This is a genomic window from Acidimicrobiales bacterium, assembly GCA_016794585.1.
Lineage (GTDB): Bacteria > Actinomycetota > Acidimicrobiia > Acidimicrobiales > DATDAH01 > JAEUJM01.
The window spans coordinates 1-20,419 of sequence record JAEUJM010000027.1 but is presented as its reverse complement, the minus strand read 5'-3'; the positions used below and the strand labels follow the sequence as shown (position 1 = coordinate 20,419).

Below are 20,419 nucleotides of genomic sequence, written 5' to 3'. Positions count from 1 at the left end.
CGGGTTCGACCTCGGCCTCGGCGCTCACGTGTTGATGTCCCAGAAGCCGGGCCCGACGGGGCCGCTGAAGTCGCCGGTGGCGATGAGGTTGCCGTCGTCGTCGGTGCCGAGGGGCAACTGCGGGAGCGGGCGGGTGGCCGGCCCGAACACCGGGGTGGCGCCGTGCAGCACGTCGAACGTCGACTGGTGGCAGGGGCAGAGCAGTTCGCCCCGCTGTGCCTCGAAGAGGCCTACCGGGCAGCCGGCGTGCGTGCACACCTTCGAGTAGGCGACCACGTTGTTGACGGTCCAGTCCTCACGCCCCGGCTCGGGCTCGAGCTCCCCGGGTTGAAGACGGATGAGCAGCGTCTGCGCGGTCTCGTCGCCGACGTGGCCCTCGGGGAACGCGGTGATCACCCCGCCGACGCCCGGGTCGTCGGGGCGGACGGGCTCGCCGTCCTCGGTGACCAGTCGGACGCCGTCGGCGTAGGGCGTCGACTTGAGGCCGCGACCGGGACGGGGGCCCAGCGAACGGATGGGAAAGAGGGCAGCGACGCCGAGTGCGGCGACGGCGCCGAACAGCATCTTGGTGAGCAGGTGACGGCGGCCGAAGGTGCGACTGCCCGTGGCGAAGTCGGCCACGAAGGCCTCTTGGTCCTCGCGGGTCGACCCGATGCGGCCGCGTGGCTCACTGTCGGGGCCTTCGGGCATGAAGCGCTGCGCCCACAGCACGAGGCCGATGCCGATGCCTCCGAGGGCGATGGCCAAGAGCACGCCCTCGGCCTGGTTCTGGCCCCCCTCCGCGTAGACGACGGCGAGGCCCAACGCGGCCAGGATGCTGGCCCCGAAGCAGACCGCCGGAGCGAGCTGGCCCCGGTCGCGCTCGACCCGGCGGCGGTCATCGTCGGTCTCGACCACCAGGGGCTCGCCGGCCGGGACGCCCTGCCCGCCGGTCTCGCTCGTCTCGTCGGCGTGGTCAGTCATGACTGGTCCTCCGGCGGGTGATCCAACGTACGAACACGAGCACCACGCTGATGCCGACCACCCAGATGAGGTAGCCCTCGGCGACCGGGCCGACCCGACCGAGGGAGAAGCCGCCGGGGTCGGCCGGGTCCTGGAGGTAGACCACGTAGGCCACCAGCGAGTTCAGTTGGTGCTCGTCGAACACGTCCTCGTCGAACACGGGCATCTGGCCGGGGCCCACCCGCACGGCCTCGGCGATCTGCACCTCGCCCACGTCGTGCAGCGAGGGGGCGTAGTTGCCGTAGCTGAGCGCACCACCCACACCGGCGGCGCCGTGGCACGCGGCGCAGTTGGCGCGGAAGATCTCGCCACCCTCGACGAGGTCTCCCGCCTCGACGTCGATCTGCGGGATCGGGGTGCCCTGGCCCAGCGACCCGACGTAGGCGACGAGGGCCTGGATCTCCTGGTCGCTGTAGGCGGGGGGCTTGCTGGGCGACTGACCCTGGGGGTCGGCGAGGGGCATGCGGCCGGTGCGCAGCATGAAGTCGGCGGCGGCCTCCCCCGCCCCGAGGAGGCTCGGTCCGTCGGCGGTGCCCACGCCGCCCTGGCCGTGGCAGCTCACGCACCCCGTGTCGAAGAGCTGCTCGCCGATGGCGACGAGGTCGTCGGGCCCGGTCGGGGCGGCGGTCGTGGAGGGCGCGGTCGTCGAGGGTGCGGTCGTGGTGGTGGGCGACTGGGCCTGAGCGGGTTGCCAGAGGAGCAGCCCGAGGGCGGTGACGGCCACCACGGAGGCGACGGCCCCCACCGCTGGGCGACGTCGGATCGACGGCTTCGTCGCCCGCGAGCTCATTGCAGGAGGTAGAGGGTGGCGAACACGAAGACCCACACCACGTCGACGAAGTGCCAGTAGTAGCCCGTGACCGCCACCGACGGGCCGACGGGTGCCCCGCTGTCGCGGCCCAGCACGAGGGCGGCCACCGCGATCATGAGGATCAAGCCGCCGAGGACGTGGAGGCCGTGGAACCCGGTGATGAGGTAGTAGCTGGTGCCGTAGGCGTCGGTGTCCAGCGAGAAGTCGAGGCCGGCCCACTCGAGGCCGAGGTTCACCAGGAAGAGGGTCCCCAAGGTGAGGGTGACGGCCAGCCATCGGCCGACCCTGCGGTGGTCCCCCCGCTCGGCGGCGCGGACCGCCAGGTGCATGGTGGCGCTGGAGGTGAGCAGCAGGACGGTGGACAGCACCGCGCGGGGGATGTCGAGGTCGACGCCCGCCGGCGGCCACGGGTCGGTGTCGGAGCGCAGCACGAAGTAGGCGGCGAAGAGGCCGGCGAAGAACATGACCTCCGAGGCCAGCCACACGATGACGCCGACGCCGAGAGGCGACGCCGACGTGGCGAAGTCGCCGTCCCAGGCCTCGTCGCGGCCCGGTCCACCGCCCTGATCGGTGTCGGTCGCGGCGGCCACCGCGGCGGTCCCCTCCACATCGCATTCCTAGCACCCCCTTGCCCGCTGAGGGCGGCCCGGTCCCGCAGTAGGTTGCAGGGGTGCCCTGGTGTCCACTGGTGGCGGTGGTCCCCCCGCTGTCCGCGGCGAGGCTCGCGACCTGGTGGACCCTCGACCCGGTGCCGCTCGTCCTCACCCTCGTCGCGGGCTGGTGGTACGTCGTCGGGGTGCGCCGCCTCGCCGACCACGGTCGGCACTGGCGCACCGGCCGGTCGGTGTCGTTCGCGGTCGGCCTCGCGGTCGTGCTGGTCGCCACCCAGTCGGGCCTTGCCCGCTACGACACCACGTTGTTCAGCGTGCACGCCGTGCAGCACTTGCTCTTGAGCATGGTGGCGCCCCTGCTCCTGGTGCTCGGCGCGCCGATGACCCTCGCCGTCCAGGCCGCTCACCGGCCCACGCAACGGTGGCAGATCAGCGTGTTCCAGCACCCGGTCGTGAGATTCCTCACCCACCCGCTGACGGCCTGGCTGCTGTTCGGGACGTCGATGCTCGGCCTGTACCTGACCGACCTCTACGAGCTGTCCCTGCGCAACGGCGTGGTCCACAGCTGGGTGCACCTGCACCTGCTGGTCGTGGGCTGCCTGTTCGCGGAGGCGGTGATCGGCCTCGACCCGGGGTGGGGCCGCACCCGGGCGGGGCGCCAGCTCGCCTACCCCGTGCGCCTGCTGCTGGTGGTGCTGCTCGTGCCCTTCCACGCCGTGCTCGGCCTGGCCCTGCTCAGCGCCGGCGAGCCTGTCGCCGCCGACTGGTACCTGGGCCTCGGCCGCGACTGGGGCGCGTCACCGCTGGCCGACCAGCGCACCGGGGCCGCCCTCATGTGGGGGATCGGCGACCTCCTCGGCGTCGTGCTCGTGGGGATCGTCGCCTACCAGTGGATGCGCGCCGACGAGCGCGAGGCCCGTCGCCTGGACGCCGCCGACGACGCCCGCCGGACCGCCGGCGCCCGCTGAAGCGGCGGCTCGGCGAGCTCAGTCGGGGACGCGGCCCGAGGCCACCACCATGGTGAAGGCCCAGACGCCGACGCCGGCGGCGTACGCCTCCGCCAGCTCGGCGATGAGCCCGTCGAGCTCGGACTGCTCGGCGACGCGGTTCTCGACCATGCGTCCCAGCACCGGCGAGACGGCGAGCATCACCCCCGGTTGGGCATCGACCGCGAAGAACCGATGGGACACGTCGACGAGGCCGGCGTCGTGCAGGGCCTTCGGGAGCAGCCGGCCCGCCCACGGCTGCGCCATCGGGCCACCCTCCATGCGACCCTTGATGCGCCGCACCAGGTCGGGGTCGCCCGGGTGGATCATCAGGCTGCCCCAGTCGGTGTCGGCGAGCACCACCGTCCCCCCGGGGCGGGTGATGCGGCGGGCCTCGTCGACCAGCGCGCCGACGTCACCGACGTGCTGGACGACCCGCTCGCAGCGCACGGCGTCGCACCGCCCGTCCGCCAGGCCGGTGTCGCGCCCGTCGCGGACCACCAGCTCGACGGCCACGCTCTGATCGGCGGCCCGGCGACCCGCCTCCTCCAGGATGGGCTCGCTCGGGTCCACTCCGATGGCCGTGCCATCGGCCCCCACGAGGTGTGCCAGCCGGATCAGCTCGGTGCCGGCCCCGCAGCCGATGTCGGCGATCACGTCACCCGGCTTCGGTCCGAGCCGGGCGAGCACCTCGGCTCGCACCTGCTGGATTCCGGGCACGGTCTCCCAGTAGTCGAGCTGGGCGACCAGGCGCCGGCCGAGGTCACCGGCGTGGGCGGCCACCTCGGCGTACATCGTGCCCCGCCCGAACTCCGCCGCTTCGACTCGCACCACGTCGACGGGCTGGTCGAACCCCTTCAGGGTCTGGGGGCCGACCTCGACCAACTGGACCTCGGACTGCGAGCCGACCAGCACGGCGACGATCCGGGAGGCCCATGCCTCGTCGGTGCCGGCGGCGGCGCAGAGGCGGGCCGCTTCGACCACGGGCGCGCCGAACCAGTCGCCCTGCTCCTCGGTGGCCTCGCCCGCCGACAGCCCGACCCGCATGGCCACCGACCGGCCCTCGGTCATGACGTTGCGGGCTTCGCGCTGCATCGCCACGGCGCACTCCACGGCGTCGACCGCGCTGCGGAACACCGCCATGAGGCCGTCACCGGTGTTCTTCACCTCGGTGCCGTCGTGGTCGGCGAGCGCCTTGCGGAGCGCGGTGAAGTGACGGCGGCGGACCTCGTCGTAGTCCCGCTCGCCGAGCCGGCCCAGCAGCTCGGTCGAGCCCACGATGTCGGTGAAGAGCACGCTCACCGTGCCGGTCCGCCCCATGGGCCGCACGCTAGGCCAGGCCGCCGGCGCAGGTACCGTGGCGCCATGCGGTGCCAGGCGGGCGGGCGATGAACCGGCAGTGGCCGGCGTGGAAGGTGATGGTGGGCACCTTCCCGGTGATCGTGCTGATCGCCGCCTTCGTCGAGCTGCGGGGTGGCGGCGACGCCTCGACCCCACCACCCACCACCACCACGGTGGCGGCGGCGGAGCCGGTGCTCGAGGCGCCGGTCGAGCCGGAGTCCCCGGAGCCAGTGCCGGACGGCACGTTCGTGGTCTCGGCCGGCGAGAACAGCGGCGTCGACCTGACCGAGCTGGCCGACGCCATCGAGCTCCGGCTGGCGGCCGCCGGCCACACGGCCGCGTTCGGGGTGCCCGAGGGCGCCGGTGTGCGCGTCGACCCCGGCGACGGCCCCTTGGCCCGACCGGCCATCGAGGAGTTGCTGGCCGAGCCCGGACGCCTCGAGATCCGCCCGGTGCGCCGCCAGCCCGGGGTCCGCCAGTGCGAGGACCCGCCGACCGCCCAGGGCGCCGACGACGACGCGCTCTACCCCGAGCTCGCCACGACGGGCGAGGACGAAGGCGAGATCGTCGCCTGCTACGCGCTCGCCCCGGGAGGCGTCACCAACGCCGCCGTCGAACGCGCCACGGTCACCGTCAACGCACCCGACCAGGACGGGGACCGCGACGACGACTACGCCGTGGACCTCGTGCTCACCTTCGATGGCATCGATGCCTTCAACGAGATGGCCGGCGCCTGCAAGCGGCGCGAGTCACCGTGCGACTCCGGCCTCGCCGGCATCGCCTTGGACCGGGTGGTGCTGATGGCACCCCGGGTCAAGGACGAGGAGTTCACCCGCGTCGACATCCAGATCAGCGGCGACATCGACGAGGAGGAAGCCAACTCCCTCGTGGCCGCCCTCACCACCGCCCCCCTCCCCCGCGGCCTCGAGTTCACCGACTGACCCGGACCGCCCGCTCCACTCGTTCTGGGTACGCGTATGTGTTCTGGAGAACACATACGCGTACCCGGAACGGGGATCTGGGGGGAGGAAGGCCCGCCCGGCGCCGCGGCCAGCACCTAAGGTCGGCGGGGTGAGGACGGGAGGGGGCTCCGGGCGCCGCGGGACCCGGGTGGCACTCGTCGCCGTCCTGGCCCTCGTGCTCGCCGGATGCTCGGGCAACCTCGGCGCCCCCGAGGCCGTCACCGAGCAGGGCGCCGAGTTCACGACGCTGTGGAAGGGCTTCCTGATCACCGCCGCGGTGATCGGCCTGCTCGTCTACGGACTGATCATCTACGCCGCCCTCCGCTACCGCCGACGCAAGGGCGACGACCCCACCAAGGTGCCCAGCCAGTACCAGTACCAGGTGCCCCTCGAGGTGGCGTACACGGTGATCCCCATCATCATCGTGGGCTTCCTGTTCGCCTTCACGGTGATCGGCGAGAACCGGATCACCCGCACCGACCCCGACCCCGACCTCACCGTCCAGGTGGTCGGGTTCCAGTGGCAATGGCAGTTCCTCTACGTGGACGAGCAGATCGACGTGGGCGGCAGCGCGGAGGTGACCCCCGAGCTGGTCCTGCCGGTGGGGCGCACCATCCGCTTCGACCTCGTGGCCGACGACGTGAACCACTCGTTCTGGGTGCCCGAGTTCCTCCAGAAGCGCGACCTCATCCCCGGCGTCGACAACGAGGTGGACATGGAGATCACCGAGCCGGGCGAATGGGTGGGCCGCTGCGCCGAGTACTGCGGCCTCGACCACTGGAAGATGGACTTCACCGTGCGGGCCGTGCCCGCCGACGAGTTCGACGCCTGGGTGGCCGAGCAGCAGGCCACAGCGCCCGGAGATGGGCCGGGGGGCGGCTCGTGACCCTCACCGCCGACCCACCCACGACGCCGCCGTCCGACCCCGGCCGGGATGTGCCGACGCCGCCGCCCGCGTCCCATCGGGGGCGCCCCACCGGCCTGCTGGCGTGGGTGACCAGCACCGACCACAAGACCATCGGCCTCAGCTACATGGTCACGGCCTACCTGTTCTTCCTCGCGAGCGGGCTCATGGCCCTGATCATCCGGGCCGAGCTCTTCGAGCCGGGCCAGCAGGTCGTCAACACGGACAACTACAACGAGCTGTTCACGATGCACGGCAGCATCATGTTGTTCCTGTTCGTGGGGCCCTTCGCCTTCGGTCTGGCCAACTACATCGTGCCGCTGCAGATCGGGGCGAAGGACATGGCCTTCCCCCGCCTGAACCTGGTCTCGTACTGGTTCTTCCTGGGTGGCGGGCTCGTCATGTGCTCGGGCTTCCTCACCGCCAACGGTCCGGCGTCGTTCGGCTGGTTCGCCTACACCCCGCTGTCGGACCCGGTCCGCTCCCCCGGCCTCGGCGGCGACCTCTGGATCGCCGGCGTGGCCCTCACCGGGCTGTCGGGCATCCTCACCTCGGTCAACATCATCACCACGGTGATCACCCTGCGGGCCCGCCGCATGACCATGTTCCGGATGCCCATCTTCACCTGGAACATGCTGGTGACGAGCCTGCTCGTGCTGCTGGCCTTCCCGGTGCTGACCGCCGCCGCGGTGATGCTCTTCGCCGACCGCCACTACGGCGGGCACATCTTCGACGTGAACGCCGGCGGCGACGCCCTGCTCTGGCAGCACCTGTTCTGGTTCTTCGGGCACCCCGAGGTGTACATCCTCGCCCTGCCCTACTTCGGGGTGGTGACCGAGGTGATCGCGGTGTTCAGCCGCCGGCCCGTGTTCGGGTACAAGGGCCTCGTCTTCGCCACCCTCGCCATCGCCGGCCTGTCGATGGGCGTCTGGGCCCACCACATGTTCGTGACCGGCGCGGTGGTGCTGCCCTTCTTCGCCGGCATCACCATGCTCATCGCCGTGCCCACCGGGGTGAAGTTCTTCAACTGGATCGGGACGATGTGGGGCGGGTCCATCACGTTCGACACCGCCATGCTCTTCGCCGTCGGCTTCCTGCTGCTGTTCCTGATCGGCGGGCTGACCGGCCCGATGCTGGCGTCGCCGCCCATCGACTTCCACCTGAGCGACTCGTACTTCGTGGTGGCCCACTTCCACTACGTGCTCATGGGCGGCTCGGTGTTCGCGGTGTACGCGGCAATCTTCTACTGGTTCCCCAAGTTCACGGGCCGGCGCCTCTCCGAGAGGCTGGGCAAGGCGCAGTTCTGGCTGATGTTCGTCGGCTTCAACCTCACCTTCTTCGTGCAGCACCTGCTCGGCCTCGCCGGCATGCCCCGCCGGGTGGCCGACTACAGCCCCGACGCCGGCTTCACCTTCATGAACCAGCTGTCGTCGGTGGGCTCGGCCCTGCTGGGCCTGTCGACCCTGCCCTTCCTCTGGAACGTGTGGCGCACCCTGCGCCGGCCGGCCGCCCCGGAGGTCGAGGGGATGGCCAACCCGTGGGACGCCCACACCCTCGAGTGGGCGACGACGTCGCCGCCGCCGCCCCACAACTTCGATGCCCTGCCGCCCATCCGCTCCGAGCGGCCGGTGTGGGACCTCAACCACCCCGACAACCCGGCCGTCGGCCACCGCGACGAGCGCCGGCCCGTGGGCGCGGCGGCGAGCGCCGATCAGGGCGGCGGTGGGGCGGCGGGCGATGCCGGAGATCCGCCCGGCGGCGCGGGAGCGTCGACGTGACCACCTCCTCGTCTGCCAGCGTCGTGGACCGCATCAAGGCCTGGCCGCACGAGACCCACGTCTTCGGTGGGATCGGCCTCGTCTTTCTCGTGATCGGCACGCTCTACGCCTCGACCGGCGGCGAGGCGGCCGGCATCGTCCTGCTCTTCGGGTCGACGATCCTGTCGTTCACCTACGCCGTCTACCTGCTGCGCCACGCCCGTCCGGTCCAGGCCTCGATCGAGGCCCAGGAGGAGGGCGAGATCCCCAACCAGCTCTACCTTCCCGAGCAGTCGCTCTGGCCGGTGGGCATCGGCACGGGCGGCGTGCTGGTGCTGGCCGGCTTCGCGGTGGGCAGCTGGGTGCTGGTGGCCGGCGTGATCCTCCTGCTGCGCAGCGTCGTCGGCTTCGTGGTCGAGGGCCGCCGGCGCTGACCCGGTCGAGCTCCGTTCTCGAGGCAATAGCGCGCGCTCTGCGCGCGCTATTGCCTCGGGTATGGCATGGCTCGGACGACGGTGCCCCGGCGGCGCCGGCCGGGTGGGTGGTTGACTGGAACCATGGCCTCCTACACCCCCGTGACGCCGGCCGAGATCGCCGCCGACCCGACCCTGGGCGACTGGCGGGTGCTCGTCTACGCCCTCCACGGGGACTTCGTGGCCCCCGGGTTCTCGGCCGGTGCCGCCCTCGTGCAGGCCATCGCCGAGGCGGCCGACGCCGCCGACCACCACCCCGACGTCGACCTGCGCTACCCGGGGCGCGTGCACGTCGCGCTCACCACCCACGCCATCGGCGGCCTGTCCGACGCTGACATCGCACTGGCCCGCACCATCTCCCAGCTGGCCGAGGAGGCGGGCGCCACCCCCGAGCCCCACGCGGTGCAGGTGCTCGAGATCGCCATCGACACGATGGACGCCGAGCGCATCCGGCCCTTCTGGGAGGCCATCCTCGGCTACCGCCGGCGCAAGGACGAGCTGGTCGACCCCCGGGGCACCGGGCCGACGATGTGGTTCCAGCAGATGGACGAGCCCCGCACCGAACGCGACCGGATGCACCTCGACGTGATCGTCCCCCACGACGAGGCCGAGGCTCGCCGGGACGCGGCGCTGGCCGCCGGCGGCCGGCTGGTCAGCGACGCCTTCGCGCCCTCGTGGTGGATCCTCGCCGACGCCGACGGCAACGAGGCCTGCGTCTGCACGTGGCAGAACCGCGACTGACGCCGCCGGCCTCAGCGGTTGGCGGGCGCCACCAGGTTGCGGACGTCGAGGAGCGGGTCCTCGACCCGGCCGCGGTCCACGACCGTCCACCCGTCGAGCGACCGCAGGCTCTCGGCGACGACCGCACGGGCCTCAGAGGTGCGCTCGTCCTCGCTGCCGGCGGCGAGCTCGGCCAGGAAGGTGTCGAGGTCGAACAGCACCCGGTAGGCCTCGTCGCCGGTGAGCTGCCGGCGGGGCGGCAGGTCCTGGAGGGAGGCGTCCACCGCACCGAGGATGGCGTCGTGGTCCCGCTCGGCCCGTCGCCGCAGACCCGCGATCACGACGCCTGCCGTTCGCACGAGACCGGCTGGATCTCAGCGGTCTCGGCCGTGCGCAGGGGCCGCGCCCCGACCCAGGCGCTCATCAGCTCGGCGGCGAGGTCCCGGCTCTCGGGACGGGTGGCCAGGTGGTCGAAGAACTCGGCGGCGGTCATCGTGGATCCTCTCGGGCTCGCAGGCAGCGTCCCCTGAGGTTGACCGAGGCCTTCCCCCTCGCAGCAGGGCCACAGGTCCCGACCTCGTGGGGCCGAGGTCCCACGGTCAGTCCTGGTGGGCGGCCGCCTGGGACTCGACGAGGAGGAGCAGGTCGCCGAGGCTGAAGTTGTAGTCGGCGGTGTGGAGCGAGTCGGCGTCCTCGGCGGTGGCCCCGATGTGGTCGATGTCCCGGGTGTCGCCGGGCGCCGGGGCGGCCGCTATGGCGAGGTAGACCTGACCCTCGTCGGTCTCGGCGCACGTCGCGGTGTAGTGGTCGGGGATCACCTCGGTCGCGGTCGTGACGCCGGGCACCGACACCCCGAAGTAGCCCGCCTCGAGGCGATCGTCGCCGTCGACCAGCTGCGTGGGGTTCACGCAGGCGCGGACGGTGCCGTCCTCGACGGGATCGACACGCTCGGGCGGCTCGTCGGCGGCGTAGGAGTCGAAGCCGACGGCGCAGCCGGTCTCGGTGGCCGAGGTGCAGAGCGGGATGTTCTCGAAAGTGCCGCCGACCACCTCGCCCTCGGGGACACGGAGGCGCCCGGTGGGACCGACGAGCAGCGCCGAGACGAGCTGTCCGCGCATCGCCGGCGAGTCGTCGAACTCCTCTTGGAGCAGGCGGATGAGGTGGTGGGTGCCCTGGGAGTGGCCGAGCAGGACGAGGGGGCGGTCCCCGTTCCAGGTGGCCATGTAGGTCTTGAAGGCGTCGAGCACATCGGCATAGGCGACGGCGAACGGCTCGACGTCGAACAGGTCGTCCACGTCGTCGCCCCGGCGGGGGTAGCTGGCGATGGTGGCCTGGCGGTAGAGGGGCACGTAGAGATCGCAGAGCGAGCCGAAGCGAGCCGCCTGGAACTGGGTGGTGTAGGGCACGAGCGGGTTGGGCTCGTCGAAGGGGTGGTTGCCCGGCTCGGCCGAGTAGTCGAGGGTCGGGTACACGTAGAAGCAGTCGAAGGCCGGATCCTCTGCGGGCACGAAGGGCACCTCGGTGAGCGTCCCGTCGGGGGCGACCTCGGTGGCGGTGAGGTCCTGGTCGCAGGCGTCGTCGGTCAGGTCGGGCCGGCACAGCCAGTGCGTGTCGTCGGCGTAGACGTCGGAGGTGTAGCCGGCGTAGGGGTTCTCGAAGGGCACGACGGCGGCGGCGGTCGTGCTGGTGGACGAGCTCGTTGTGGCCGTATCGCTCTCCGGGGCGGCGCCGTCGTCGTCGCTGCCGCAGGCGGCGACCGCACCCGCCAGCACCCCGCCGAGGAGCAGGAGGGCGAGCAGTCGGGTCGGCCGGCGCAGGAGGTCCACGCCCCAGTATGGATCGGGCGCCCGCCGGCGCCCCCGTTAGGCTGGCCCCCCTTCGGGGCTGTAGCTCAGCTGGCTAGAGCACCTGCTTTGCAAGCAGGGGGTCGTGGGTTCGAGTCCCATCAGCTCCACTGATCGTTCTCTCCCGAACCGACGTTCGAGGACGAACCCAGCGGCGGCGTTGGGCAGCCACGTGATTGGTGAGGGCACGGTGCACGCGTTGTTGGCTGAGTATCGCCGCCGGCTTGTTCCCTGAGGAGATGTTCGCGGAGCTGCTCCCGTCGGGGCGGGGTCGACCGTCGGTGCCGGCCGATGTGGTGGCGGCTGGGGCCTGGTATGGCCGCGTCCCGCAGACGGGTACCTGTCACACCTGTTCTGCATGATGTCGCAGTGACCAGGCTGCGGTGTGAGTTCGATCCTCATCGTGGAGGTTGTTCGGCTCCGATGCGCGCGCGTCCTGCCTCGACGCTCTTCAACTTCGGCCTCCTCCGTAGGTACGACTGGGCGCTCGTCGGCTTCGCTGGGCTGTCTCCGACTGCCTCGGCGAAGAGATTCCAAGAAATTCCGCGACCCGCGCGACATTTTCGTCAGGGGGGCACCTATGAGGGTCTCCGTGTCGACTTGTTCGGCACTGAGTCCCGAAGGATCCCGGCCTGATGCAGCCCGCCTCGCAGGAGCAGCCCGAAGAAGCGGACACTACAACGGAGAACCGCGGTCCGAGAGCGGTGCCGGGAGCCTGGCTGGCCGAGTTCTCGGATAGCGAGGCCACTCGACGTCTGGCCGAGCTGGAGGCCGACAAGCGCCTAGTCGAGCGTGCAATGTGGGCGAACTACCAGGGCCGAGACTGGGACAAGATCGCGGAGCGCCTCGTCGGCTACGGGGTGCGGGTGATCGGTGCCTGGATCAGCACCGGTGTCATCTTCGAGCGCTGCCAGGCCAAGGGCTTCCGTCTCGAGCGGTTCGACCGGCGGCAACGACAGCTTGACGCTGACTACCTGGCGAAGGAGACGGTCACGATCGCGCTGCGACACTTTCGCGATTCCGTCCTGATCCCGGGCCGGTGGGATCCGGGCCGAGGCGCCAGCTTGTCGACCTTCTTCATAGGGCAGTGCCTAGTGCGCTTCCCAAACGTCTGGCGCCGGTGGCTGCCCGAAGCGAAGCGTCTTCATGATGACGCAGCTCTTCGCCTCGACCAGGACGTGGCTGAGTTGTCCGACGAACTCGTCCGGTCTAGCTACCTCAGCCAGTCTCCGGAGGCCACTGTGCTGCTCCGTCTGCACGCTCGTGAGATGTTGAACTCCCTCGACCCAACGACCAGCGCCGTGGTGTTCTGCCGGGCGCAGAACTACAGCTGGCAAGAGATCGCCACCCTGACCGGGCTGTCCGTCTCGGCGGCCAAGTCGCGCTGGCATCGGTTGCAGCGTGAGGAGCATCGATAGTGAAACACGAACCCATCGAGTCGATCATCGCGCGTTCGTCGCTTGGCCGGGTCGGCGTCCGCCGGCTCGCCCGTCGCACGCCACCCGACGTGGTGGCCGAGATCATCAGCCAGGTCAGTACACCGCTTCACGAGGTTTCTGCCGGAGCCCGCGACGAATTCGCTCCAGGGGCACCTATTCCCAATGCGAGGACACAACCCCAATCCAACAACACGAGAGGTAGTACCATGAGTCCACGTAATGAACGGCACGTGGTGCCGAACAGCGACGGCGGCTGGGATATCCGCGCTCCCGGCGCTCAGCGGTCATCGGGTCACTTTGACACCCAAGCCGAAGCCATCGACCGAGCCCGCGACATCGTAGGCAACGGCGGGGGCGGTGAAGTCGTCATCCACCGCACTGATGGCCGGATCCGCGACAGCGACACCGTCGCTCCAGGCAACGACCCGTTCCCGCCGCGGGACAAGCGATAGCCACAGCAGAGTCAACGAGACAGTCAAGAGAGAAGCAACCACCGATGGCGGACCGTCGAGCAGACAACGGTCCCTACGTCCCCGACGAGGGCGGCGGCTGGCAGCCGCGGGCGCGCAACAAAGACGGCACCTGGCGCAAGCAGCGTTCGGACGCTGGCAAACCCCGGAAGCCGGGCAAGGGCGGCAACCGCTGAGCCCGCTCGATCCCACCTCCCACCGTCCACCGTCCACAGACCTGATTGGAGAACCAACGATGACCATCACCGAAACCCTCACCAACATGCCAGCCGCGGGCATCCTCGCCAGCCTTGACCTCGACTTGTCGATGGTGCGCATGAAGCTGGCCACGCCGGAGGAAGGCGAGCCGTGGGAACAGGCCAAGCTCGACGTTGCCGAGGCCGAGTACCGGAAGTTCCTTGCGCTCAACCTTGCGTACCCGGACGAGGCCATCGTGCCCTGCCGGCTGGTGGACCAACTCTGGCACCAGCACATCCTCGACACCGCCGCCTACCGCGATGACTGCGAGCGCCTCTTCGGGTTCTTCTTCGACCACTACCCCTACTTCGGTCTTAACGGACCCGAGGATGCCGCGAACCTGCAACGGGCCTACAACGTGACCGTGGAGCTCTACGAGCTCAACTTCGGTCCGCCGCCCGTGGGCGCCTGGGGCAAGGGTACGACTGCTGCCAAGTGCCGTACCGGCTGCAAGCCGGTGAAGTGTAAGTCGGGCACTGTGTAAGCCAGGCACGCCGATGGTGGCTGAGACGTCCGAGTCCTTCGATCGACTGTTTCCGCTTCTGGCGGGAATCGCCGCTAGCGATCTCGGCCAGGAAAGGCAACGCGACTATGAGCGCTGCATGGCGGCATACGGCGTCGCCATGACTGCAAGTCAGCTGCTCGAGTTCACGGTCAAGCTGGCGGCACCATCGCTGACTTCACCCGTCGATGACGAGGAGGCTGCGCAGGCGCAGGTACAGGCCAGCCTAGGCAAGAGCTTCGCTGATGCGATCAAGCTTCTTGTGGTCCTCTTGCCCCACGCCGGTCTCAAACTGGATGCTGACTTCGGACGGCAGTTGCACGGCGTGCGCACCTATCGCAACGGATTGGCCCACGACTGGCTATTCGAAGGGCCTTTCCGAATCATGCAGGGTGACGGTGCATCTGTCCTGCGTGAACTCGAGCAACAAGCCGACCGCTGTGCCGAGCTGACCGAGCTCTTGATCACGACGGTGATCGAGCAGGGGCTAGGGCTACGAGGCCTGAGTCTTCAGCAGCTCATGGCCAGCGCCGACGCCCTGTCGGCATTGGCGCTGGACGGATCCTCCGAGCACCAGCTCGAGATCAAGGACGGAGAGCTGAGCGTGCTCGTCGATCTCCTGACCCGCGCCGTTCAGGACGGTGCAGCCTCAGCCTCGCCGTAACTGCCAGCTACAGCAAGCGTCGAAGCGGAACCACGCATGCCAGGTAGCTGCCGTCTGGGGTGCTCCATTCCATGTGTGCCCCCAGCTTCTCGTTGATGCGCAGCATGGCGTCATTATCTCGATGGACTTCGGAGGCGACTGCGACGCAGCCGTCGTCAATCGCGATGTCGACCAGATGGTCCTTTAGTCGGGTGGCGCATCCCTTCCCGCTGGCCCCGTCGTTACGAACCGCTATAAGGATCGAGCTACAAACCAGGCCGGAGGCGCTGGCCTTCATACGCCAGGCGGCCACCGCGACCAGCCGAGCGCCGTCCCACAAACCGAGCGCCTTGGCGTTGCCCGCTGCCAGTGCGTCGCCGAGCTGCAGCCGCACGAGCTCCTCGACGACATCCGTCCAGGGTTGCTTGAACCGCCGGCACGGGAACTCGCTGAGTTGGTCGGCATCCTCAGCTCCGACCGAACGAAGCTCCAGCTCCTGGGCGCACGTGAAACCCATTGTCGCGTTGACCCATGAGCTCAATGCGATAGGGCAGTTGCAACTGCAGCTTCAATAGCACCGCTCAGTCGGTCGTCGAAGGGATTACCGAGCCGCGCTCGTTCCCGGTCGACCTCACGAAGATGAGCTAGGTAGTCCGGTTGGGCTCTGAAGAACTGCATCAGGGCTTCAGGCGTGATCTCGGCGTTGGTCCGAACCAAGCGATCACCAACTCCGTAAGCCTCGCGCCAGGGTGCCTCTCGGTGTGACTGATCCCGCAGCTGATTGCCAGTCATGCCGCCGTATCGCTCGGAAACGAACGTCAGCACGACCCGAGCCTCGTCACTCAAGATCTGCGGTTCGGGCCGGGGTCGATCGTGCTCATGGTCTACCCAGAACGATCTGACAACCGGTCCCATTTCCCACGCCTCGATGCGCTCCGCAAAGAGCGGTCGCCCGTACCAGGCCAAGTGCCAGCCTTGCGCGTAGTAGAGCAGCTTCTGCAGCTTCACACGACCCATCTTCGGTCGCAGGTCGTGTAGACAGTCGGCGGCGTCATGAGCCGAGACTGGCTCTCCCCAAGATGACACGTATGTAGTTTCACCGACGCGGCGTCCAGCTGCAAGACCTAATGGCCCACGCCTAGTCAGCTTGGTCGACCACCAGCTGTTCCCCGTCAGCCTCTGAGAGGGAGCCGCGGCGCCCCCGAAGTGGAGAACCGGTTGGTCAGGCGCTACGACGTTCGCGGACGTCGACGTGCATCGAACGTTGCCCACAGCTGGCACACACGACGGGCACTCCGGGGCCCGGAGGAGGCACCTGATGCGACTTCACCCCGAGGCGCTGACGTAACAGGACGTCAGATCCATCCGATCCGATGCCGTCTTGGCTGTTGGCCTCGTCCGTGAACCACGCAACCAGGCGGTTGGCTAGAAGCCTGGCCTCGGCACTTGGTGCGCTGAGCACGAGGTCGCCGCCATCAACGACACGGACTCGAACGCCGGCGGACTCCAGAATCTCCACCGTGGGCGCGCCATAGCGGTCAGCGGCAGTGCGATCCGGCAGGGAAGGTGTCATGTCCTAGACCTCGCTCGCAAGCGATGGTAGAGAACCATCAGACGCGAGTGGTGGACCTTCGGCCCGCTAAGCAGCCGGATGGACCTCGAGCACGACGATCGAGGTTTCGGGTAGCTGAAGGAACCCGACAAGATCGCTGGCGACAGCACCGACTTCGTCAGCGGCTTCAGCGTCAGTCGCGTGCTCGATGACGAAGCCGACGACTACCCCCGCGGCGCGTAGGTCGATCACCGATGTCCGCTCGATTCGGTCTTGAACGAGCACCGGCAGCTGAGGGTGCCGACTGACCCCGGCGGGGAACTCGATCTCAACGCGGGCGAACCAGCGCCGGTCCTCTTCGCTCGCCGGCCAAGGCCGCGCATCGTTCGGAGTGTTACTGTCTTGCATATATCAGTGATAAGTGTAACACAATTGAGGCTCGATGGTCCGTCCCCGCCGCCAAGGCCCAAAGAAGAAGGAAGTGATGATTCGGCTCGAGCCGAGTCGCTACCGCCTGCTCAAGGCAGCCAGCAGCGTGTCGGGCACCTCCATCCAGGCCCTCGTCGAACCGCTGATCGACAACTGGCTGAACGAGCGGTGGGAAGGCAGCGAGGCGATCGCGAAGTTCTACGAAGCGCAGCGCCTCGTCGGCGAAGACGCGGCTGCAGACGACTGAGGACCCCACGCGCCCCGTCCTGGGACAGCGAGTGGGATACTTCCGAGCTGCTCTAGCCGGGCCGGCCAGCAAGCCAACCCGGTCGAGGTCGAATCTCAACGCCGGCCTGGCGTAGCTCCTTGGCCACCGTCGTGTGGTGGACATCGAACTGCCCAGCGATGCCGGCGAGAGACTGCCCGGTTTCGTAGAGCTCAGCGGCCACCCGGACATCGTCGGCAGCGAGCACACGGCGTCCGCCACCACGACGCTGGATGCCATGCCGCTGCAGATGACCGGTCACGGTGGTGCGGTGGATCTGGAAGGCAGCCGCCAGCAGCTCGGCGGTCTCGCCGGCCTGGTAGCGCCGCAGCAGGTCAGCCACCTCGTCGGGCGTCAAGCGACGCTGCACCTGCTTGACACGTCTAGTGCGGGGCCCCTCGACCTCGGCCTCGGCGTCCTGTGGCGGTCTTTTCACCGCCGAGAGGGTTCGGATCCACTGGGTTCGAGAACAGCGCGCTTAGGTCCACTGATCGAACTCTCTCGAACTGACACTCTGGGACGCAACGCTGGCCTGCGCAGCGGCACGCCATCATGGCCCGCCGCTAGCGGGCCGCCGCCTTCACCCCTGGACCGGGGGCTGCGACTCGCGCCCGATGTGATCGTGGTCGGCCTCCAGGCCAAGTCGTAGGTGCCCGATGACGACCGCCCGTCCGGTGTTGCTCCGGGCCGTCCGAAGCCGCCAGCGCCGTGGGTGCTCGATCTCAGGCCGAGAGAAGGACTGGCGGAGCTCGCCGCGCTCCACGGGACATTCGTTGGGCACCTCGAACGCGGGCGGGGCAACGTCAGCCTGCACATCCTTAGGCTGGGCTACGGGCTGTATTGCGATCCCGGCGCGGTGGCTCGTGGGCTTACCTATGTGGTGTGAAGACCCGCCAGTTTGGCCGACTTGCTGACGTTCCAGTAGGGCAACGGCTGGCCAAGCTCGCTGAGGGCCTGAGCATCATCCATGAACACGTCGTGGCGCTTGAGGCGGCGCATGACAGCCTCGCCGAGCATGTGCCTGGGAGAGCGGCGTCGTTACTCGGCATCACGGCCACCGAGGAAGCTGGCAAGTTTCTGATCCTGCTCGACGCAGCCCGGCTCGATCAGCAGGATCGTGAAACCGTTCGTGAGCAGCTGCGTCGGGCGGGTTCTCATCTCGCCAAGCACATCTACGCGGAGGCCCACAGCGGCAGTCCGGCTACGTTCGGCGAGGTCGCTGGCTACGTGGAGTCGATGCGGGCAAGCCACTACCTTGACGGCCCGAGAGACTTCGACTGGATCTTCCGGAATGAGCTGATCAGCCGTCGTGAGAGCCTGCTGTACGTCGACCTGGTGGACGGTGAGAACGGCCTGGAGTGGTGGGCACCTGACGTGTACGACCGTCTGAGCCTCAGCGTCTCACCCACCTCGACACGGTTGGTCGGTGCACTGCACCGGACGGGGCTGACGGCACCGCAGACGCTGGCCGCACTGGCCGACATCTGGTCGGGCTTCGAGCTGAAGGACGACACGCACTACCAGGAGCTGCTACCCCGGATTGACGAGTCGTTGGTTCTGGCGGCGCAGTTCGTGGAGACGCCTGTCGATGCGCGCGACATCGAGATCGTGCGGAGCTTCTGGACATTCCCGATGATGGGGCTTGAGGTGAAGGAGGATCCGGTCAGCCGCGCCGACCTCATGGCCGTCAGGCAGGTACAGGAGGAGCGCTGGTGGCGAGAGGAGCTGGGCGAGCTGTGACGACGGCCTCGGCATTGAGCGGCGATGTGGTCGACTACAGCGGCGCCCTCGACGCTGTGCACGCCATGCAGGTCAACGGCGACGGAACCATGCGGGTTGCCCTGGTCGATGGCCGCATCGCAAGTGCCCCGATGGGTCGTACGCCGTTCCTTGCGTCGAGTGCGATCGCGTCCTCGACCTACTTTCCCGCCCTTCTGCGTCTGTGGCTGGAGACCGTTCACGGCAATCACATCGTTCTCGAGGTTCCGGCGGCTGACGACCTCGCACCGCGTCGTGGCCGACCGGCTATCTACCTTGATCAGAACCACTGGAGCACTCTGAGCAAGACCATCCACTCGCCGGAACGGGTACCCAACCAGGACGAGCGGATCGCTGCCGAGCGCCTGATCGCCATGGTGCTCGCCGATGAGTTGATCCTGCCGCTGTCGGCCGGACACGTCTCGGAGACCTGCAAGCAAGTCGATCCCGAGGAGCGCTACCAGCGGGCGCTCACGATGTCTCAGCTCTCCGCTGGCTGGCAGCTGCGTGACCCGCTTGCGCTTCGCAGGCTCGAACTTCGCCGCGTGCTTACCCTGCGCTACCAAGATGTCTGCCTGCTGCAACCGCCGGCCGTCACGCTCGAACCGAACGCCATGCACTCGGCCAGACGGGAAGCAGAGTTTGAGCCCGATCCCAGCCTTCCCGCTGACGCGCGCTGGGTTGTCACCGCCATATCTGCCGTGGGGGGCATGGTCGACACCCTGCTCGACGCCGAGTCGGTGCCCATGCCTGAAGCTTCTGGGTGGGCAGCTGAGCTACAACGCTTCGCCACGTTCCTAAAGGACAATCCGACGGAGCGCGAGATGCGTCGTCGGCGAACCCATGCCAAGTTCATCGTCGATCTCGGCACCGAGATCGCGGAGGAAGCACACGCCGCCGGCCTCCGCCTGGAAGAGATGTCTGATTGGACGCTGCACCAGAGCGAGTCCGACCTACGCGATATGCCAGCCCTTGGACTGTTCCGCGAGGTGCTCCATGAGCGTCTCTGCGATCCCAAGCTGCAATGGGTCAGCAATGACCTTGTCGACATGATGTACCTGACGGCCGGCGCGACCTATTGCGACCACATCGCCTGTGAGCGCCAGCACGCCGCCTTCATTGACAATAGCTTTCGTCGGATGGACATTGAGCGTGTGGCCCATCGGAGCCTGCACAGCCTTGTGAACGCACTCTGAAATCGAAGCTGGCGCCCCTCGAATGCGCTGGAATATGTGCTCAGCGCCCCAGCGTCCACCATCGTCCGATTCGGCCCCGATAGAGTTGCCGCTCATGGCACGCACCAACCGCACCATGTAGGACGAGCACAAGGCAGCATTGGCACTGGGGCGGGAAGAGGGCTGGATGAGCAATCAGAACGAGAGTGTCGACGAGGTCTATGCAGCGATCGATGCTGAGCGCGGTCGGTGCCTGGCGGAGATCCTCGAGAGCAATGCGCACCTGAAGTTGATCGTCGCGGGCCCCGGCACGGGCAAGACCTTCACGTTCAAGGAGTTGCTCAAGCAGGTAGATGGGCCCTCGCTGGCGATCACCTTCCTGGTTGTCCTGGTAAAGGGGCTCTCCGCGTTGGAGTGGGGAGTGAGGGGTAGCTGAGGGTCCACCACGCGGGTCAGGGGTCCCGCCATCGTCGTGGCTGTCTGAAGGCTGCGACGAGAGAGGAACCCCTGACGGTGAGCGACGGTACTGGTCTGGCGG

24 protein-coding genes and 1 tRNA gene are annotated in these 20,419 nt (G+C 68.7%); 15 read left to right on the top strand and 10 right to left on the bottom strand.

Annotation, left to right across the window (positions count from 1 at the left end; translation table 11 throughout):
* Positions 1 to 24: 24 nt before the first annotated feature.
* Genes JNK12_14150 through JNK12_14140 form a run of 3 tightly spaced genes read right to left on the bottom strand, consistent with a single transcriptional unit; the run spans position 25 to position 2,421 of the window.
* Positions 25 to 963 (bottom strand): Rieske (2Fe-2S) protein, encoded by a 939-nt coding sequence (locus JNK12_14150; GenBank protein MBL8777080.1) that lies wholly within the window; start codon positions 961 to 963, stop codon positions 25 to 27.
* The gene (locus tag JNK12_14145) at positions 956 to 1,747 is read right to left on the bottom strand and encodes a c-type cytochrome (GenBank protein ID MBL8777079.1); all 792 of its coding nucleotides are present in this window, start codon (positions 1,745 to 1,747) and stop codon (positions 956 to 958) included. Before JNK12_14145 ends, JNK12_14150 begins: the two co-directional genes overlap by 8 nt.
* Positions 1,748 to 1,788: 41 nt before the next feature.
* Entirely contained in the window at positions 1,789 to 2,421 is a 633-nt protein-coding gene (locus tag JNK12_14140) for a heme-copper oxidase subunit III (protein MBL8777078.1), read from the bottom strand.
* A gap of 62 nt (positions 2,422 to 2,483) precedes the next feature.
* Here JNK12_14140 and JNK12_14135 point away from each other — a divergent pair, with 62 nt between their 5' ends.
* Positions 2,484 to 3,392, top strand: coding sequence for a cytochrome c oxidase assembly protein (locus tag JNK12_14135; protein ID MBL8777077.1), 909 nt, complete (start codon positions 2,484 to 2,486; stop codon positions 3,390 to 3,392).
* Positions 3,393 to 3,410: 18 nt separating this feature from the next.
* Here the strand turns inward: JNK12_14135 and JNK12_14130 are convergent, their stop codons facing one another.
* Positions 3,411 to 4,730 carry a methyltransferase domain-containing protein gene (locus JNK12_14130; protein ID MBL8777076.1) on the bottom strand — a complete coding sequence of 440 codons (1,320 nt, stop codon included), beginning with the start codon at positions 4,728 to 4,730 and terminating at the stop codon, positions 3,411 to 3,413.
* Between the two features lie 68 nt (positions 4,731 to 4,798).
* Here JNK12_14130 and JNK12_14125 point away from each other — a divergent pair, with 68 nt between their 5' ends.
* From JNK12_14125 to JNK12_14110, 4 genes are all read left to right on the top strand, one after another.
* A complete protein-coding gene (locus tag JNK12_14125) occupies positions 4,799 to 5,692 on the top strand; it encodes a hypothetical protein (GenBank protein MBL8777075.1) in 894 nt (297 codons plus the stop codon).
* A 759-nt stretch (positions 5,693 to 6,451) separates the two neighbouring features.
* A complete protein-coding gene (gene ctaD / locus JNK12_14120; protein MBL8777074.1) occupies positions 6,452 to 8,395 on the top strand; it encodes a cytochrome c oxidase subunit I in 1,944 nt (647 codons plus the stop codon).
* On the top strand, positions 8,392 to 8,808 hold the full coding sequence (locus JNK12_14115) for a cytochrome c oxidase subunit 4 (GenBank protein ID MBL8777073.1): 417 nt from the start codon (positions 8,392 to 8,394) through the stop codon (positions 8,806 to 8,808). The genes ctaD and JNK12_14115 overlap by 4 nt, the downstream gene beginning before the upstream one ends.
* Positions 8,809 to 8,931: 123 nt before the next feature.
* Positions 8,932 to 9,588 carry a 4a-hydroxytetrahydrobiopterin dehydratase gene (locus tag JNK12_14110; protein MBL8777072.1) on the top strand — a complete coding sequence of 219 codons (657 nt, stop codon included), beginning with the start codon at positions 8,932 to 8,934 and terminating at the stop codon, positions 9,586 to 9,588.
* Positions 9,589 to 9,599: 11 nt separating this feature from the next.
* On the opposite strand, the gene JNK12_14105 is transcribed toward JNK12_14110, so the two are convergent.
* The 3 genes from JNK12_14105 to JNK12_14095 form a co-directional block, all read right to left on the bottom strand.
* Entirely contained in the window at positions 9,600 to 9,908 is a 309-nt protein-coding gene (locus JNK12_14105) for a hypothetical protein (GenBank protein MBL8777071.1), read from the bottom strand.
* Positions 9,905 to 10,060 (bottom strand): hypothetical protein, encoded by a 156-nt coding sequence (locus JNK12_14100; GenBank protein MBL8777070.1) that lies wholly within the window; start codon positions 10,058 to 10,060, stop codon positions 9,905 to 9,907. The genes JNK12_14105 and JNK12_14100 overlap by 4 nt, the downstream gene beginning before the upstream one ends.
* Positions 10,061 to 10,166: 106 nt before the next feature.
* On the bottom strand, positions 10,167 to 11,393 hold the full coding sequence (locus tag JNK12_14095; GenBank protein ID MBL8777069.1) for a DUF3089 domain-containing protein: 1,227 nt from the start codon (positions 11,391 to 11,393) through the stop codon (positions 10,167 to 10,169).
* Between the two features lie 54 nt (positions 11,394 to 11,447).
* Between JNK12_14095 and JNK12_14090 the strand changes: the two genes are divergently transcribed.
* The 5 genes from JNK12_14090 (at position 11,448) to JNK12_14070 (ending at position 14,723) form a co-directional block, all read left to right on the top strand.
* A tRNA-Ala gene (locus JNK12_14090) sits at positions 11,448 to 11,521 on the top strand.
* Between the two features lie 525 nt (positions 11,522 to 12,046).
* A complete protein-coding gene (locus JNK12_14085) occupies positions 12,047 to 12,829 on the top strand; it encodes a hypothetical protein (GenBank protein MBL8777068.1) in 783 nt (260 codons plus the stop codon).
* Positions 12,830 to 13,056: 227 nt separating this feature from the next.
* Positions 13,057 to 13,302 (top strand): DUF2188 domain-containing protein, encoded by a 246-nt coding sequence (locus JNK12_14080; GenBank protein MBL8777067.1) that lies wholly within the window; start codon positions 13,057 to 13,059, stop codon positions 13,300 to 13,302.
* A 253-nt stretch (positions 13,303 to 13,555) separates the two neighbouring features.
* On the top strand, positions 13,556 to 14,041 hold the full coding sequence (locus tag JNK12_14075; GenBank protein MBL8777066.1) for a hypothetical protein: 486 nt from the start codon (positions 13,556 to 13,558) through the stop codon (positions 14,039 to 14,041).
* Between the two features lie 16 nt (positions 14,042 to 14,057).
* On the top strand, positions 14,058 to 14,723 hold the full coding sequence (locus JNK12_14070; GenBank protein MBL8777065.1) for a hypothetical protein: 666 nt from the start codon (positions 14,058 to 14,060) through the stop codon (positions 14,721 to 14,723).
* Positions 14,724 to 14,730: 7 nt separating this feature from the next.
* Here the strand turns inward: JNK12_14070 and JNK12_14065 are convergent, their stop codons facing one another.
* The 3 genes from JNK12_14065 to JNK12_14055 all read right to left on the bottom strand — a co-directional run bounded on the left by JNK12_14065 (position 14,731) and on the right by JNK12_14055 (position 16,662).
* On the bottom strand, positions 14,731 to 15,243 hold the full coding sequence (locus JNK12_14065) for a hypothetical protein (GenBank protein ID MBL8777064.1): 513 nt from the start codon (positions 15,241 to 15,243) through the stop codon (positions 14,731 to 14,733).
* Positions 15,240 to 15,710 carry a DUF4065 domain-containing protein gene (locus JNK12_14060; GenBank protein MBL8777063.1) on the bottom strand — a complete coding sequence of 157 codons (471 nt, stop codon included), beginning with the start codon at positions 15,708 to 15,710 and terminating at the stop codon, positions 15,240 to 15,242. Before JNK12_14060 ends, JNK12_14065 begins: the two co-directional genes overlap by 4 nt.
* Positions 15,711 to 16,341: 631 nt before the next feature.
* On the bottom strand, positions 16,342 to 16,662 hold the full coding sequence (locus JNK12_14055; GenBank protein ID MBL8777062.1) for a hypothetical protein: 321 nt from the start codon (positions 16,660 to 16,662) through the stop codon (positions 16,342 to 16,344).
* A gap of 34 nt (positions 16,663 to 16,696) precedes the next feature.
* Between JNK12_14055 and JNK12_14050 the strand changes: the two genes are divergently transcribed.
* The 5 genes from JNK12_14050 to JNK12_14030 all read left to right on the top strand — a co-directional run bounded on the left by JNK12_14050 (position 16,697) and on the right by JNK12_14030 (position 20,317).
* Complete coding sequence (locus JNK12_14050) at positions 16,697 to 16,930, top strand: hypothetical protein (GenBank protein ID MBL8777061.1); 234 nt, start codon at positions 16,697 to 16,699, stop codon at positions 16,928 to 16,930.
* A 136-nt stretch (positions 16,931 to 17,066) separates the two neighbouring features.
* Positions 17,067 to 17,597: a hypothetical protein gene (locus JNK12_14045; protein MBL8777060.1), complete on the top strand. Its 531-nt coding sequence runs from the start codon at positions 17,067 to 17,069 to the stop codon at positions 17,595 to 17,597.
* A gap of 233 nt (positions 17,598 to 17,830) precedes the next feature.
* Entirely contained in the window at positions 17,831 to 18,688 is an 858-nt protein-coding gene (locus JNK12_14040) for an AbiV family abortive infection protein (GenBank protein ID MBL8777059.1), read from the top strand.
* Positions 18,685 to 19,902: a hypothetical protein gene (locus JNK12_14035; GenBank protein ID MBL8777058.1), complete on the top strand. Its 1,218-nt coding sequence runs from the start codon at positions 18,685 to 18,687 to the stop codon at positions 19,900 to 19,902. Before JNK12_14040 ends, JNK12_14035 begins: the two co-directional genes overlap by 4 nt.
* A 166-nt stretch (positions 19,903 to 20,068) precedes the next feature.
* The gene (locus JNK12_14030) at positions 20,069 to 20,317 is read left to right on the top strand and encodes a hypothetical protein (GenBank protein ID MBL8777057.1); all 249 of its coding nucleotides are present in this window, start codon (positions 20,069 to 20,071) and stop codon (positions 20,315 to 20,317) included.
* Positions 20,318 to 20,419 lie beyond the last annotated feature (102 nt).